Raw genomic sequence first — 17,851 nt, 5'->3', positions numbered from 1 at the left:
TAAGGTACAATGAATAAACACTTTCTTGGAAAATGTACATTTGTACATTGGTACTGTCTTGCGTTGGCAATATTACTTTGGTTGCCAATAACGATATTGGAGGCTGCTCCTTCACAGAACTTAAAGGTGTCCGGAATAGTAACTTCCGCGACTGACGGAGAACCGTTGATTGGGGTAAGCGTACAAGTGAAAGGTACGTCGACAGGAACTATTACAGACTTGAACGGTAAGTATACGCTGAATGTATCTACCGGACAGACGCTGGTCTTCTCCTACATCGGCTTTATGGAACAGCAGGTTGTTGCAACAAAACCTGTCATTAACGTAGTTCTGAAAGAAGATACTAAAACGTTGGATGAGGTGGTAGTTGTCGGCTATGGAACCATGAAACGAAGTGACTTGACAGGTTCAGTTGTTTCCGTGACCGGAGATGAACTGAAAAAGTCTGTTGTTACTTCTTTAGACCAAGCTTTGCAGGGGCGTGCAGCGGGTGTTTCCGTTACACAAAATTCGGGAGCCCCGGGTGGAGGTATCTCTGTGAGTATTCGTGGTATCAATTCCTTGAATGGTAACGAACCTCTGTATGTGATTGATGGTGTAGCGATTTCCGGTAATACGGACGGTAACTCCAGTGTACTGTCTTCCATTAACCCTTCGGACATCGTTTCTATGGAAATTCTGAAAGATGCTTCGGCTACAGCTATTTATGGTTCGAGAGCTTCCAATGGTGTGGTACTGATTACCACTAATCAGGGTAAAGCCAGTAAGACAAAAGTTTCTTACGAAGGATATTATGGCTTGCAGCAATTACCAAAGAAGTTGGATGTTTTAAATCTGCGCGAATATGCGGAATATCAAAATCTACGCGCTCAAGTACTGGGCTTTGGTGACCGTGAGGAGTTTAAAGATCCCAGCTTACTGGGAGAAGGGACGAACTGGCAGGATGAGATTTTCCGCAATGCATCTATGCACAATCATCAGATCAATATCTCCGGAGGAAATGAGGGAACTACTTATTCACTTTCGGGTGGTTATTTGAGTCAGGATGGTATCGGTATCGGTTCTAGCTTCGAACGTTTCTCTGCCCGTGTCAATATGGATAATAAGATAACGAACTGGCTCTCTACCGGGTTGCGTGCTTCTGTTGCCAAGACGCAGCAGAACAATACGATCGACAATGGTAATATCATCCGCACGGCGATACAGCAGTTGCCCGAAGTACCGGCGAAGAATCCTGACGGTTCATGGGGAATGCAGTCAGAAAACATGTATGGTACTTACTTTACGAATCCGGTAGCAGAAGCGCTGATGCGTGAGAACTACGAAAAGGGATTACAACTCTATGTGGATTTCTTTGCTGATATTACACTTTACAAGGGATTAGTGTTCAGAGCTGAGTATGCAGGCAATTATTATTATAACAACAATTATCAGTATACTCCGTCTTATGACTATGGTCTTTATACCCAAGAGTCATTAGGTAGTCGTAGTGCCAGCAATGGTAGTAACTGGACATTAAAGACTTATCTAACTTATACTAATACTTTCGGTCGACATCAAATTACTGCCATGGCGGGACATGAAGCGCAGGAGAATAATTGGGAATCACTTTCCGGCACCCGGAGTGACTATTTTCTCAACTCTGTTCACGAACTGGACGCGGGTAGCTCACTTACCGCAAAGAATAGTAGTTCCAAAGGTTCTTCTGCTATCGAATCTTACTTCGGTCGTGTTAACTACGGATTTGATGACCGTTATTTGTTGACACTTACTGTACGTGGTGACGGTTCTTCTACGTTTGCTCCGAACAATCGTTGGGGAATATTTCCATCGGCAGCTCTTGCATGGAAGTTGAAGAATGAGAAATTCCTGAAGAACGTCTCTTGGTTGGATAATTTGAAGTTACGTCTGGGTTGGGGATTGGTTGGTAATCAAGCGGCAGAAAACTATGCTTATGGTGTAAAGATGAGAACTGTGGCAACTATTTGGGGAAGCGGATATTATGCGGAGAACTATGGAAACGAAAACTTGAAATGGGAAGAGACTGAAGCATGGAATGCCGGACTAGACATTAATCTTTTTGGTAACCGGGTAGAACTGATTATTGACGGATATTACAAAAACACAGATAATCTGTTAATGAAAGCATCTCTTCCTTCTTATGTTAACGGTGTTATTTCCTCACCGTGGGTAAATGCGGGTGCTATGACCAATAAAGGTCTGGAATTCACGTTGAATACGGTTAATATCAATAAAAATGATTTCATGTGGAGATCAGGACTGACTATTTCATTTAATAGGAATGAGATTACAAAGCTTTACACAGAGACAGCAGGACTTTCCGGTACTATCAACAGTGAGACTTACACCTACTCGGAGGTGGGACAGCCAATAGGACAGTTTTACGGATATAACGTGATAGGCATGTTTACGAAGGAGGATGACTTTTACAAGCGGGATTCTTACGGTAATTATATTCTCGATAAAAATGGTGAGCGTGTGAAAGTGGCTATTCCAAAAGGAAAGAATATCTCTGAAAGTGAGATATGGGTAGGAGACTATATTTATGAGGATATTGACGACAATGGCGTTATTGATGAGAAAGACCGTACCTATTTAGGTAATCCCGAACCGAAGTTCTCTTACGGTTTTAACAACTCGTTTTCTTATAAAGGCTTTGATCTGAATATTTTCATCAATGGTGTATACGGTAATAAAGTGGTGAATATGCTACGTAAAGAATTTACCAATCCGATGAACAACAGTGGAATGTTGAAAGAAGCTGTTAATATCGCCCGTGTGGAACTGATCGATCCATCACAACCGACTACGCTTTCCAATGTCTATGTCTCGAATGCCGGTTCGGCACAAGTACAGCGCATCACTGCTGCCAATGCTAACGATAATAACCGTATGAGCAGCCGCTTTGTAGAAGACGGTTCATATCTTCGTATCAAGAATATCTCGTTAGGTTATACTTTCCCTAAAAAGTGGATAAGTAAGCTCAATATTGACAATCTACGGGTGTATATGAATATCCAGAATGCATTCACTTTTACAAAGTACAAAGGATATGATCCTGAAGTGGGTGCTTACAATTATGATGTGCTGACGCGTGGTATCGATAATGCCCGTTATCCTTCACAACGGATTTATACTTTCGGACTTAACCTTAGTTTCTAACCTGACAAATAATGAGAATATTTATGAAAAGTAAATTATTAGTAATAGCAACTACCGCCCTGCTGTTTGCAGCATGCAGTGACAGTTTTCTGGATAGAGCACCGGAAGGAAACTATGTAGACGCTACATTTTATACTTCTGACGAAGCGTTAGAAGCAGCCACCGCTCCGCTTTACAATCGGGCATGGTTTGATTACAATCAACGTTCCATCGTTCCTATCGGTAGCGGGCGTGCCAATGATATGTACAGTCCCTGGAATTATCCGCAGTTTGTTACTTTCCAAGTGACAGCTTTGGATGAAAATCTGTCGGGTGCATGGAGTGGATTCTACTCGGTAGTAACGATGGCGAACTCTGTAATCAATGCGGTAGAGACGCAGACACAGGGTAGTGTGAGCGAAGCTGCCAAGACAAAGGCAATTGCAGAAGCCCGGTTGATGCGTGCATGTGCATACTTCTATATGTTGCGCATTTGGGGCCCGGTGATTCTCATTGAAGATAACCAGAAGTTGGTTGACAATCCCGTTCGTCCGCTCAATCGTGAAGAAGATGTATTTCAGTTTATTATTAATGATTTGAATTACGCCGTCGATAATTTGTCGGAGCAGAGTGATAAAGGACGGGCTACATCGTGGGCGGCAAAAGGGATATTGGCAAAGGTTTATCTGGCACGTTCGGGCTGGAACAATGGTGGTACGCGTGATGAAGGTGATTTAGAACTTGCCCGTCAATATGCCAGTGATGTGTGTGAGAATAGTGGGTTGGACTTGATGACAAACTACGAAGATCTCTTCAAGTATAAGAACAATAACAATCAGGAATCCCTGCTCGCTATGCAGTGGGTGCCGTTGGGGGAGTGGTATGAATGTAATACCCTCTTGTCTGATTTGGCATTCTCGACCGAGGTGACGGGTGGTGTCAATTGTTGGAGTAGCTATAATGGAAGTATTGATATGCTTCAGCAATACGAGTTGGCAGATACGTTGCGTAGGAACGCTACCTTTTTTACCAAGGGTTCTTATTACTCTTATATTTGCATTAAAGATGGTGGCTATACTTATAAGGGTACTGCTTCTCCTATTAAAAAAGGTGTTCCGGGAGGGCCGGATGACGATAACGACGGTAAGGTGAAACAAATGAATTCGCCACTTAATACTTATATTTTGCGTTTAGCAGATGTCTACTTGACGTATGCGGAAGCTTGTCTGGGTAACAATTCTACGTTGAGTGACGGTCGTGGTCTTTACTTCTTCAACCGTGTACGTGAGCGTGCAAAGATTAATAAAAAGTCTTCCATCACGTTGGATGACATTATCCGCGAACGCCGTGTTGAGTTCGGTATGGAATATTCAAACTGGTATGATATGGTAACTTGGTTCCGTTATTTACCGGACAAGATGCTTAACTACTTTAATAATCAGTGGCGGGGGTACCGGACGGATGCTATCATCAAAGATGAGGACGGAAAATTGCATTTTGGGAAGTATGACACGGATGGAACTACGTTCCTTGAAGGTCCTGAGTATTACACAGCTCCGGAGTTTACTATCAATATTGAAGCAGAGGATATTTTCTTGCCTTATCCGGAATCTGATGTCATCCAGAATCCGTTATTGAACGAACCACCGGTTCCTTATACATTTAACGAATAAATCAGAAGAATTTATGAAATCAATATATAAATATTTAGATACGAGATTGTTCTTGATAGGGTTGTTAGTCCTGCCCTTTTTGGCTGTTGTCTCTTGCCAGAATGACGACGATGATGCTATACCGGTAATTCATTATATAAGAGTAACAGATCCGGCTAAAGCTGATAGTACTTTTACTGATGTAAATCCGGGAACAATGATTGTTGTAGTCGGAGAACATTTGGGTGGAACACAAAAGGTGTATATCAATGATCAGGAGGTTAGTTTCAACAGGAATTATGTAACTTCTACAAGTATCATATTAACGGTTCCTAATGAATTGGAACTGACAGGACAAAATCCTGAGTTGAAAGGTGAAATTCGCATAGAAACAGAGCATGGAGTAGCAGCTTACAATATGCACGTGCTTTCGCCTGCACCTTACATCACCCGTATTTCCGCAACCTATCCTATAAAGCCGGGAGACCAGATGACTGTGATCGGTGGTAACTTCTATGAGGTACAGGCTGTTTATCTTTCTACTGAACAACCGGCAAAGGATGGGACACGCCCTGTTGATGTTCAGGAGATAACAAATTATGAAGTAAATAACAAATATAGTCAAATTACGCTAACAGCTCCGGCAAATCTGCTTGAAGAGGGATATCTTGTGGTAGAGTGCTATACGAGCAGTGCGGTTACAGAGTTTAAGAAGAATGGTCCAAAACCGGTTGTTACTGCTGTCAGTTCGACAATGCCAGTCGTAGGAAGCACGGTTACTATTACTGGACAGAATTTTATTGAGGTATCACGTGTGAATATTAACGGTGAGTTCGACATTCCAGTGGGGGACATCACAACCTCAAACACTTTTGATGAGATTAGTTTTGTATTGCCACAGGCTCCTACCCAGTCCGGCCATATTTCTGTGACTGCGATTGGAGGAACGGTAGAATCTGCAGAAATATTCTATCCTCTAGAAAATGTGATATTGAATTACGATGGAATCGGTAGTCATGTTTGGGGTGATTGCAGTTTTGTAGTAGCAGATGGCTCGTCAGCTCCTTATGTTTCTAATGGAACTTGTCTAGGCATTACCGGAACAGTGAGTGCATCCAATTATTGGTGGAAACAAAGTTATTCCAACGCTCAATGGGTAAATACAAGCATCATTCCAGGAAATATACCGATTGATGATTTGAAATTACAGTTTGAATGTTTTGTGAAAGAAGTATTTACCGGACCTGTTTTCCAAATCGCAATGTGTGAAAACTTTGATGCTGCATTAAATGGGTATGTCCCAGTGAGTTCTTTTACAGGAAAGACAGAGACTGGAAAGTGGATGCAATGTTCCGTATCTTTATCTTCTGTTGTTGCAGATGCTACATATCAAGACTTTTTAAATAGGAACTCTACTCATATAGGCGTATATGCAACGAACCCTGGTAGTAGTCAAGCTACTATTGAAGTTTATTTCGATAACTTCCGCATCGTGAGAAAATAATGATTTGAATGAAATAGGAGAGGGTAGAACGAACCGTTTACCTTCTCCTACTTTTTTAGTAACTGTATGAAAATAGTAAGATACATTGCTCTGTTTGGGATATTGAGTGGGTTGGCGGTTGCGTGCACTCCTTCAACAAGTGTGATACCAAACGATGCTATCCGATTGAATCAACTGGGTTATTATCCCAATCAAGAGAAAATAGCTGTAGTAGACAGCGGAAAAGTTGAAGAGTTTGTAATATGGGATGCTGTTTCCGGTGAACAAGTGTTTGTCGGGAAATCTTTATATACAGCAAAGTCAGCATGGTCGGATAAAACAAGAACAACACTGGATTTTAGTGCTGTAACAACTCCGGGAAAATATATACTGAAGGTGAACGGAGCATCGGTTACTTTCCTAATAAAAGACAGTGTATTATCTCCTCTGGCTGACGCGGCTTTGAAGTCTTTTTATTATCAGCGTACCGCAATGCCGATTGAAGAACAATATGCAGGGCAGTGGCACAGAATGGCCGGGCATCCGGATAATCATGTATTGATACATCCCAGCGCTGCTTCCCCCGATCGTCCTGCGGGAACAATTGTCTCTTCTTCCAAAGGTTGGTATGATGCCGGCGATTATAATAAGTATATTGTGAATTCCGGTTATTCAATAGGTTTGATGCAGTCTATTTATCAGCTGTTTCTGGATTACTTCTCCCGGCAAAAGATAAATATCCCGGAGAGCAATAACCATACCCCCGACTTACTGGACGAAATGCAATTTAACTTGGATTGGATGTTAACAATGCAAGATCCCGAAGATGGAGGAGTATATCATAAACTGACCACCCCCTTTTTTGAAGGTTTTGTGAAACCTGTGGACTGTAAACAACAACGTTATGTCGTGCAGAAATCAGTCACTGCCGCTTTAGATTTTGCAGCAGTCATGGCACAGTCCTCCCGTCTGTTTGCCTCTTATGAAGAAGATTATCCGGGATTCTCCAAACGTGCTCTACTGGCAGCGGAGAAGGCTTATGCCTGGGCGGAAAAGCATCCGGAAGCCTATTATAATCAGAATCTGCTCAATCAGAAGTATCAACCGGCAATAGCTACCGGAGAATATGGTGACACACATGCAGACGATGAATTTTTCTGGGCGGCTAGCGAACTCTATTTCTCAACCGGAAAAGAGATATACCGGGAAGAAGCAATAAAAAAGGCTCCCCAAATATACACAGCTCCGGGATGGGGCAACACGTTCGCATTAGGTATATTTGCATGGCTTCAACCAGGCAGAGAGTTAAATGAAGCCGACCGTCGTTTTGCCGATTCATTGAAAACGGAACTTTTGAAATATGCGGATAAAGTCATAGAAGGAGCCGAACAGACCCCATTTCACGCTCCTTATGGTAATGATGCTAAAGATTTCTTTTGGGGATGCCTTGCGGAGAAATGTATGAATCAGGGTGTATCGTTGATGTACGCTTATCTCCAGACTGGCAAAGACGTTTATTTGACTAATGCCTATAGAAACATGGATTATATATTGGGGCGAAATGCAACGGGTTTCTGTTATGTGACAGGGCTTGGAACGAAGAGTCCGAAGCATCCTCATCACCGCCTTTCGGCTTCGGACGACATAGAAGACCCTATTCCCGGATTTCTTGTTGGAGGACCTAACCCAGGACAGCAGGACGGGGCTTTTTATCCTACTGCCAGTCCGGATGAGTCGTATGTAGATACGGAAGATTCGTATGCTTCCAATGAAGTAGCCATTAACTGGAACGCTGCTTTGGTTGCATTAGCTTCTTCGTTGGATGCGCTTGCTGTTTATTCTGTCAAATAATCCGTAGGCTCTTTTTCTTGGCTGTTTGATAATATTTTATTTCCTTTGTACAAATCTGAAAAACATGATAAGAAAGAGCCTTTTATTGTTAGCTTTACTTCTCGCTTCGTGGATTGTGTCTGCACAATCATACTTGTTCAAGCATCTGGAAGTGTCGGACGGATTGTCTAATAATTCTGTGAATACTATTTATAAAGATCGTGATGGGTTCATGTGGTTCGGTACGACTACCGGACTGAACCGCTATGACGGATATACTTTCAAGATCTACCAGCATGCCGAGAATGAGCCGGGATCTTTACCGGATAATTACATTACCGATATTGTGGAAATGCCTGACGGACGGTTTTGGATAAATACCGCCCGGGGGTATGTATTATTTGATAAGGAGCGGGATTACTTTATCACTGATGTTACCGGATTTATGAAAAATCTGGAGTCATGGGGAGTTCCGGAACAGGTTTTTGTAGACCGGGAAGGGAATACGTGGCTTAGTGTGGCAGGTGAAGGATGTTACCGTTACAAGGAGGGTGGAAAGAGACTCTTCTTTTCGTATACGGAACATTCGTTGCCGGAGTATGGAGTGACACAAATGGCGGAATGTAGTGACGGAATCTTGTTGATTTATAATACGGGACTGCTTGTCTGTCTGGATCGTGCCACATTGGCGATTAAATGGCAGTCTGATGAAATTAAGAAATATATTCCGGGAGGAAAGACGATAGAACTTTCGCTTTTTGTAGATAGAGACAATTGCATCTGGGCATACAGTCTTATGGGAATCTGGGCGTATGATTGCGGAACAAAAAGTTGGCGGACAGATTTGACCGGTATCTGGTCGTCACGTCCGGACGTAATTATTCATGCGGTGGCACAGGATATAGAAGGCAGGATTTGGGTTGGAAAGGATTATGACGGCATAGACGTGCTTGAGAAAGAAACGGGGAAAGTGACTTCTCTTGTTGCCCACGATGACAATGGACGGAGCTTGCCTCATAATACAATTTATGACTTATATGCTGACAGGGATGGTGTCATGTGGGTAGGTACTTATAAGAAGGGGGTATCTTATTATAGTGAAAGCATCTTTAAGTTCAATATGTATGAATGGGGAGATATAACTTGCATAGAACAGGCGGATGAAGATAGACTGTGGCTCGGAACGAACGACCATGGGATTCTTTTGTGGAATCGCTCTACAGGAAAGGCGGAACCTTTCTGGAGAGACGCCGAAGGACAATTGCCGAATCCCGTCGTGTCTATGTTGAAATCGAAAGACGGCAAATTATGGGTAGGGACATTCAATGGGGGATTGTATTGTATGAATGGTTCCCAGGTACGTTCTTATAAGGAAGGTACCGGAAACGCTTTGGCGAGTAATAATGTCTGGGCATTGGTGGAGGATGATAAGGGAAGAATCTGGATTGCTTCCTTGGGAGGCGGTTTGCAATGTTTGGAACCGTTATCCGGTACTTTTGAAACTTATACCAGTAACAACTCGGCTCTGCTGGAGAATAATGTAACCTCTTTGTGTTGGGTAGATGATAATACATTGTTTTTCGGAACTGCCAGTCAGGGAGTAGGCACGATGGATATGCGCACTCGAGAAATAAAAAAGATTCAAGGCCAGAGCGATAGTATGAAATTGTCGAACGATGCGGTGAATCATGTATATAAAGATAGCCGGGGATTGGTATGGATTGCTACCCGTGAGGGATTGAATGTGTATGATACGAGGCGTCATATGTTTCTGGATCTGTTTCCTGTTGTAGAGGCCAAAGGAAATTTTATTGCGGCAATTACGGAAGATCAGGAGCGTAATATGTGGGTATCGACCAGCAGGAAGGTGATTCGGGTAACAGTGGCTTCCGATGGAAAAGGGAGTTACCTTTTTGATTCCAGGGCTTACAATAGTGAGGACGGATTGCAGAACTGTGATTTTAACCAGCGTTCAATCAAAACGTTACACAATGGAATCATTGCGATTGGTGGCCTGTATGGAGTCAATATTTTTGCTCCGGATCATATACGCTATAATAAAATGCTGCCTAATGTGATGTTTACAGGTCTTTCGTTGTTTGATGAGGCAGTGAAAGTGGGGCAGTCGTATGGCGGAAGAGTGTTGATAGAAAAAGAGTTGAACGATGTAGAAAATGTAGAGTTCGATTATAAGCAGAATATTTTCAGTGTGTCTTTTGCTTCGGACAACTATAATTTGCCGGAGAAAACTCAATATATGTATAAGTTGGAAGGGTTCAATAATGACTGGTTAACCCTGCCAGTAGGAGTACACAATGTGACTTTTACGAATCTTGCCCCAGGAAAGTATGTTTTGAGAGTGAAAGCGATCAATAGCGACGGTTATGTCGGCATAAAGGAAGCCACGCTGGGTATTGTAGTCAATCCTCCTTTCTGGATGTCGTGGTGGGCTTATTTGTTGTATGCTGCCGGTTTGGTGGTCGTGCTTTTCCTGGCGCGCTACCGGATGCTGAAACGTGAACGTGAGAAGTTTCATCTTCAGCAGATAGAAAATGAGGTGGCGAAGAATGAAGAAATCAATAATATGAAATTCCGTTTCTTCACGAACGTCAGCCATGAATTGCGTACACCGCTTACCTTGATTATTTCTCCTTTGGAGGGAATGTTGAAAGAAACGACCGATGAATTGCAGAGTACACGTTTGCAATTGATGTATCGTAATGCGCAACGGTTGTTACATCTGGTCAATCAACTGCTCGATTTCCGTAAAGGAGAGATGAGTACTCATCAGTTGTCTCTGTCGGAAGGAGATATCATTTCGTATGTGCATAGTGTTTGCAACTCTTTCCTGTTGATGGCGGATAAGAAACATATTCAATTCTCTTTCTTTTCGGGTATAGATACATTCTCGATGGCTTTTGATGCTGACAAGGTAGGGAAGATTGTGATGAATCTGCTTTCCAATGCTTTTAAGTTTACTCCTGAAGGAGGACGTGTGACGGTGATGATAGAGCATGTGACAGGAACTCCTGATACACTGGAAATCAAGATTGCCGATACCGGAATAGGAATTAGCGATGTGGACAAGGAACATATCTTCGACCGTTTCTATCAGGCGGATCATAAAGGAGTAGAGGAAACTACCGGAAATGGTATCGGATTGAGCCTGGTACGTGACTTTGTCACTTTGCATGAAGGAGAAGTGAAGGTATTCGATAATATAGGGACGGGGTCTGTTTTCGTTATTCAGTTCCCGGTAAAACATGTGGAGACACAAGTACAGTTACCGGAAGAAACGGGCATGTCGGTTGGGGATGAAGAAGATAGGGAAATGAAAGAGGAAGTCAGGGAAGAGACCGGACGCAAGGATTCCCCTTTGCTGCTGGTGGTAGATGATAATGAAGACTTCCGTATCTTTATGCGTTATAGTCTGGAATTACAGTATCGTGTCAAACTGGCTGTGAATGGTAACGAAGCATGGGAGATGATGCAGGAAGAATTACCCGATCTGGTTATCAGTGATGTAATGATGCCCCAAATGGACGGCAATGAGCTGTGTCGCCTGATTAAGCAGGACAAGCGTACTGCGCATATCCCTGTGATTTTGCTGACAGCGCGGCAGAATACCGAAGCGAAGTTGGAGGGATTGCAGACAGGAGCGGACGACTATGTAACGAAGCCGTTCAATATGACTATCCTTGTGTTGCGTATCCGTAAACTGATAGAACTAAGCCGTTATCATCGTGTCACCCAGGGAATGATTGATCCTGCACCTAGCGAGATTGTGATTACTTCACTGGATGAAAAGTTGATAGAGAAAGCAATCAAATATGTGGAGGATAATATGTCACGTACTGAACTTTCGGTAGAGGAACTTAGCCGGGAACTGGGTATGAGCCGCGTGCATCTGTATAAGAAATTGCTTCAGATCACAGGAAAGACACCTATTGAGTTTATCCGCGTGATTCGCTTGAAACGGGCGGCGCAATTATTGCGTGAAAGCCAGCTTCATGTGTCCGAAGTAGCTTTCGAAGTAGGCTTCAATAATCCTAAATATTTCAGCCGTTATTTCAAGGATGAATTTGGTGTTTTACCCTCCGTTTACCAGGAAAAAGAAGGGAAATAACAAATGATACCTCTGAAAAAAACATATCGTCCGGTCACTGTTTAAAAGTTCCCCTTCTATAAAACATTAGAAGGGGAGCTTTTCATTTATAGTACTTACTTTTGCGATATGAGAAAATATATTGTTGAACCCTAAAGGTAGGTATGATTATGAATATGAAAAACATTTTCTATTGCCTGTTGCCGGGACTTCTTTTGGGAGCATGTTCCAATAAGGTCTACGAGAAGACAGGTGATAGTGTGATAGTCAAAGTACAACACAAAGAAACAGGAGGTCCCCGTTTGGTTCGCCTTCAGGTGATGGGAGATAAGTTAATTCACGTTTCTGCCACTGCCGACAGCAAGTTTGCCGATCCGCAAAGTCTGATTGTTGTTCCGCAGAAAAAACAAACATCTTTTGCCGTCGTGCAGAATGGCGATACGATTACAGTGTCTACTGAAGAAGTGAAAGCATCTGTATTGGCTAGTACCGGAGAGGTGTGGTTTACGGATAAAAACGGAGAGTTAATCCTGCAGGAGAATAAGGGAGGAGGAAAGACATTTACTCCGATAGAAGTGGAAGGAACGAAAGGATATACGGTCTGTCAGGTTTTTGAATCTCCCGAAGATGAAGCGTTTTACGGATTAGGCCAGCATCAGGCGGATGAATTTAATTATAAGGGTAAGAACGAAGAACTGTTCCAGTATAATACGAAAGTTTCTGTTCCGTTTGTTGTTTCGAATAAAAACTATGGTATACTGCTGGATAGTTATTCCTTCTGTCGTTTCGGTAATCCGAATGATTACTCCCAGTTGAATCGTATCTTTAAACTTTATGATAAGACAGGCCAGGAAGGGGCGCTAACCGGTACTTATGTGCCGAAAAAAGGAGAAACTCTGGTCCGCCGGGAAGACTCCATCTATTTCGAGAATCTGAAAACGATTGAGAATCTTCCGAAGAAACTGCCGTTAATGGGGGCTAAAGTCACTTATGAAGGAGAGATAGAACCTGCTCAAACGGGAGAGTTCAAGTTTATTCTTTATTATGCGGGATATGTTAAGGTCTATTTGAACAATGAGCCGGTAGTGCCGGAACGTTGGCGGACTGCATGGAATCCTAATAGTTATAAGTTTGCAGCTCATTTGGAAGCAGGAAAGCGTGTGCCGTTGAAAATCGAGTGGCAGCCTGATGGCGGACAGTCTTATTGCGGACTGCGTGCATTGACACCTGTTAATCCGGAAGAACAGGGGAAGCAGTCGTGGTGGAGTGAAATGACCAAGCAGCTCGATTATTATTTTATGGCTGGTGAGAATATGGACGACGTGATTAGCGGTTATCGTTCGCTGACCGGAAAGTCTCCCGTTATGCCGAAATGGGCAATGGGTTTCTGGCAAAGTCGTGAGAAGTATAATACACAGGAGGAAATGTTGGGAGCACTGAAAGGTTTCCGTGATCGTAAAATCCCATTGGATAATATCGTACTGGATTGGAATCATTGGCCGGAGAATGCCTGGGGAAGTCATGAGTTTGATAAAGCTCGTTTTCCGGACCCGAAAGCAATGGTTGATTCCATCCATGCTATGCATGCCCGTATGATGATCTCGGTATGGCCTAAGTTTTATGTTACTACCGAACATTTCAAGGAGTTCGACGAGAATGGGTGGATGTATCAGCAGTCTGTTAAAGATAGTTTGAAAGATTGGGTAGGTCCCGGTTACCATTATGGTTTTTATGATGCGTATGATCCCGATGCACGGAAACTGTTCTGGAAACAGATGTATGAGCACTATTATCCGTTGGGTATCGATGCTTGGTGGATGGATGCCAGCGAACCGAATGTACGTGACTGTACCGACTTGGAATATCGGAAAGCTTTGTGCGGACCTACAGCGTTGGGTTCCTCTACGGAATTTTTCAATGCGTATGCACTGATGAATGCAGAAGCCATTTATGACGGTCAGCGCGGAGTAGATAATAACAAACGGGTGTTCTTATTAACCCGTTCGGGATTTGCCGGATTACAGCGTTATTCCACGGCTACATGGAGTGGGGATATCGGTACACGTTGGGAGGACATGAAGGCACAGATTTCTGCCGGATTGAATTTTGCCATGAGTGGAATACCTTACTGGACAATGGATATTGGCGGTTTTTGTGTAGAGAATCGTTATGTGGCCGGACAGAAACAATGGAACGCGACAAAGACGGAAAATGCTGATTATAAAGAATGGCGTGAGCTGAATACCCGCTGGTATCAATTCGGTGCGTTTGTTCCTTTATATCGTGCACACGGACAATACCCTTTCCGTGAAATATGGGAGATTGCGCCGGAAGGGCATCCTGCTTATCAGTCGGTTGTATATTATACTAAGTTACGTTATAATATGATGCCGTATATTTATTCGCTGGCAGGTATGACTTGGTTTGATGATTATACAATCATGCGTCCCTTGGTAATGGATTTCACAGCGGATGCTGAAGTGAATGATATTGGTGACCAGTTTATGTTCGGTCCTTCGTTTATGGTATCTCCGGTTTATCGCTATGGTGACCGCAGTCGTGAAATTTATTTCCCTCAAGCAGAGGGCTGGTATGATTTCTATTCCGGCAAATTCCAGGCTGGAGGAGAGAGAAAAGTAATAGAAGCTCCTTATGAGCGTATTCCGTTGTATGTGCGTGCAGGCGCTATCATTCCGTTCGGAGATGATATTCAGTATACGGATGAAAAACCGGCGGAGCACATCCGTTTGTATATTTATCAGGGAGCGGATGGGGAGTTTACGTTATACGAAGATGAAGGTGTGAATTATAACTATGAACAAGGGATGTATGCCATGATACCGATGAAGTATGATGAGGCTACCAAGACTTTAGTGATTGGTGAGCGTCAGGGGGAGTTCCCGGGTATGCTGAAGGAGCGTACTTTCACGGTAGTTACGGTGAATAAGGAGAAAGCCCAACCGTTTGATTTGAACGCGAAAGGGGTGACTGTGAAGTATAATGGCAGCGAGCAGACATTGAAACTGTAAGCTGAATGATAATCCGTTGATGATGATTGGTAAACTAAAATATTTGATGCTGGGGGGCTGCCTTATACTGGGGAGCTGCCTGGCATTGGGAGGCTGTCTGATGTTATTAGGAGCATGTAGCAGTTCTTCCCTTGTATCTCCGCGGGAGCGATCCGACTTTAATGCAGACTGGCGTTTTCATTTGGGAGACGGGCTGCAAGCGGCACAACCTGGTTTTGCCGACAATGACTGGCGTGTACTGGATTTGCCCCACGACTGGGCGATTGAAGGAGACTTCAGTCAGGAAAATCCTTCCGGTACAGGAGGAGGGGCACTTCCGGGAGGAGTCGGTTGGTATCGCAAAACTTTTAGTGTAGACAAAGCGGATGCAGGAAAGATATTTCGCATTGAGTTTGACGGAGTATATATGAACTCGGAGGTATTTATCAATGGTGTTTCATTGGGAGTACGTCCTTATGGATATATTAGTTTCAGCTATGACCTGACTCCTTATCTGAAATGGGATGAACCGAATGTGCTGGCTGTACGTGTGGATAATGCGGAGCAACCTAATTCACGGTGGTATTCAGGTTGTGGCATTTACCGGAATGTGTGGCTAAGCAAGACCGGCCCAATACATGTGGGTGGATGGGGAACGTATGTAACAACCTCGTCAGTTGACGAAAAACAGGCTGTACTGAATCTCGCTACTACCCTTGTGAATGAAAGTGATACGAACGAAAATGTTACTGTCTGTTCTTCCTTGCAGGATGCTGAAGGCAGAGAAGTTGCTGAAACCCGGTCGAGTGGGGAAGCGGAAGCCGGTAAGGAAGTTGTTTTTACCCAGCAACTGACTGTAAAGCAACCTCAACTGTGGGATATTGATACTCCTTATCTGTATACACTGGTTACCAAAGTGATGCGAAACGAAGAATGTATGGATAGGTATACTACTCCTGTCGGTATTCGCACATTTAGTTTGGATGCCCGGAAAGGATTCACGTTGAATGGCAGGCAGACAAAAATTAATGGTGTGTGTATGCATCATGACCTGGGCTGTTTGGGAGCGGCAGTCAACACACGTGCCATTGAACGGCACTTGCAAATTCTGAAAGAAATGGGGTGTAACGGCATACGTTGTTCCCATAATCCTCCCGCACCCGAACTGCTTGATCTTTGTGACCGTATGGGATTTATCGTGATGGATGAGGCTTTTGATATGTGGCGGAAGAAAAAAACGGCACATGATTATGCCCGTTACTTCAATGAATGGCACGAGCGCGATTTGAATGACTTTATTTTGCGTGACCGTAATCATCCTTCTGTCTTTATGTGGAGTATCGGTAATGAAGTCCTCGAACAATGGAGTGATGCCAAAGCGGATACGTTGAGTCTGGAAGAGGCCAATCTGATCTTAAATTTCGGACATTCTTCTGAAATGTTAGCCAAAGAAGGAGAGGAGAGTGTCAACTCTTTGCTGACGAAAAAATTGGTAAGCTTTGTAAAAGGGCTTGATCCTACCCGTCCTGTCACTGCCGGATGCAATGAACCGAATTCCGGCAATCATTTATTCCGTTCCGGCGTACTGGATGTGATTGGCTATAATTATCATAACAAGGATATTCCCAATGTTCCGGCTAATTTCCCGGACAAGCCGTTTATCATTACTGAAAGCAATTCAGCGTTGATGACTCGCGGATATTACCGTATGCCCAGCGACCGGATGTTTATCTGGCCCAAGCGTTGGGACAAATCCTTTGCCGATTCCACATTTGCCTGTTCATCTTATGAAAACTGTCATGTGCCTTGGGGAAACACTCATGAGGAAAGCTTGAAATTAGTCAGGGACAACGACTTTATCAGCGGGCAATATGTATGGACGGGATTTGATTATATCGGGGAACCGACTCCTTACGGATGGCCTGCGCGTAGTTCGTACTTTGGTATTGTAGATCTGGCTGGTTTCCCGAAAGATGTCTACTATTTGTATCAGTCGGAATGGACGGATAAGCAGGTGTTGCACCTTTTCCCGCACTGGAACTGGACTCCGGGACAGGAGATTGATATGTGGTGCTACTATAATCAGGCTGATGAAGTGGAACTGTTTGTGAATGGAAAGTCGCAAGGAGTGAAGCGTAAAGACCTTGATAATCTGCATGTAGCTTGGCGTGTGAAGTTTGAACCGGGAACGGTGAAGGTCATTGCACGAGAGAGTGGTAAGGTAGTGGCGGAAAAGGAAATCTGCACAGCCGGAAAACCCGCAGAGATTCGTCTGACTCCTGATCGTTCTATTCTGACTGCTGATGGAAAAGATTTGTGTTTTGTCACTGTGGAGGTGTTGGATGAGAAAGGAAATCTTTGCCCTGATGCTGACAATCTAGTGAATTTCACAGTACAAGGTAATGGCTTTATCGCAGGGGTAGACAACGGAAACCCGGTATCGATGGAACGCTTTAAGGATGAAAAGAGGAAAGCATTTTATGGAAAATGCCTTGTTGTCATTCAGAACGATGGAAAACCGGGAAAAGCAAAGCTGACGGCTACTTCAGAGGGACTTCGGCAAGCTGTACTAAAGATTTCGGCAGAGGAATTGTAAACTGTAAATGATTAT

Annotated in this window: 7 protein-coding genes; all 7 read left to right on the top strand. The window is 43.5% G+C overall.

Annotated features, from left to right (window positions below; translation table 11 throughout):
• The first annotated feature begins 9 nt into the window (after nt 1-9).
• The 7 genes from Bovatus_RS14910 to Bovatus_RS14880 all read left to right on the top strand — a co-directional run bounded on the left by Bovatus_RS14910 (nt 10) and on the right by Bovatus_RS14880 (nt 17,836).
• On the top strand, nt 10-3,183 hold the full coding sequence (locus Bovatus_RS14910; RefSeq protein WP_004298443.1) for a SusC/RagA family TonB-linked outer membrane protein: 3,174 nt from the start codon (nt 10-12) through the stop codon (nt 3,181-3,183).
• 23 nt (nt 3,184-3,206) lie between these two features.
• Nucleotides 3,207-4,835: a RagB/SusD family nutrient uptake outer membrane protein gene (locus Bovatus_RS14905; protein ID WP_004322979.1), complete on the top strand. Its 1,629-nt coding sequence runs from the start codon at nt 3,207-3,209 to the stop codon at nt 4,833-4,835.
• A 13-nt stretch (nt 4,836-4,848) separates the two neighbouring features.
• Nucleotides 4,849-6,318, top strand: a complete 1,470-nt coding sequence (locus Bovatus_RS14900; RefSeq protein WP_004298439.1) for a glycan-binding surface protein — start codon at nt 4,849-4,851, stop codon at nt 6,316-6,318.
• Between the two features lie 66 nt (nt 6,319-6,384).
• Complete coding sequence (locus tag Bovatus_RS14895; RefSeq protein WP_004298437.1) at nt 6,385-8,148, top strand: glycoside hydrolase family 9 protein; 1,764 nt, start codon at nt 6,385-6,387, stop codon at nt 8,146-8,148.
• Nucleotides 8,149-8,212: 64 nt separating this feature from the next.
• The gene (locus tag Bovatus_RS14890) at nt 8,213-12,253 is read left to right on the top strand and encodes a hybrid sensor histidine kinase/response regulator transcription factor (RefSeq protein WP_004298434.1); all 4,041 of its coding nucleotides are present in this window, start codon (nt 8,213-8,215) and stop codon (nt 12,251-12,253) included.
• Between the two features lie 143 nt (nt 12,254-12,396).
• Entirely contained in the window at nt 12,397-15,261 is a 2,865-nt protein-coding gene (locus Bovatus_RS14885) for an alpha-xylosidase BoGH31A (RefSeq protein WP_004298432.1), read from the top strand.
• A gap of 19 nt (nt 15,262-15,280) precedes the next feature.
• Nucleotides 15,281-17,836, top strand: coding sequence for a beta-galactosidase BoGH2A (locus tag Bovatus_RS14880; protein ID WP_004298430.1), 2,556 nt, complete (start codon nt 15,281-15,283; stop codon nt 17,834-17,836).
• Nucleotides 17,837-17,851 lie beyond the last annotated feature (15 nt).

The organism is Bacteroides ovatus, from assembly GCF_001314995.1.
Classification (GTDB): Bacteria; Bacteroidota; Bacteroidia; order Bacteroidales; family Bacteroidaceae; genus Bacteroides; species Bacteroides ovatus.
The sequence above is the reverse complement of the archived record's forward strand: the minus strand, read 5'-3'. Positions and strand labels throughout refer to the sequence as shown.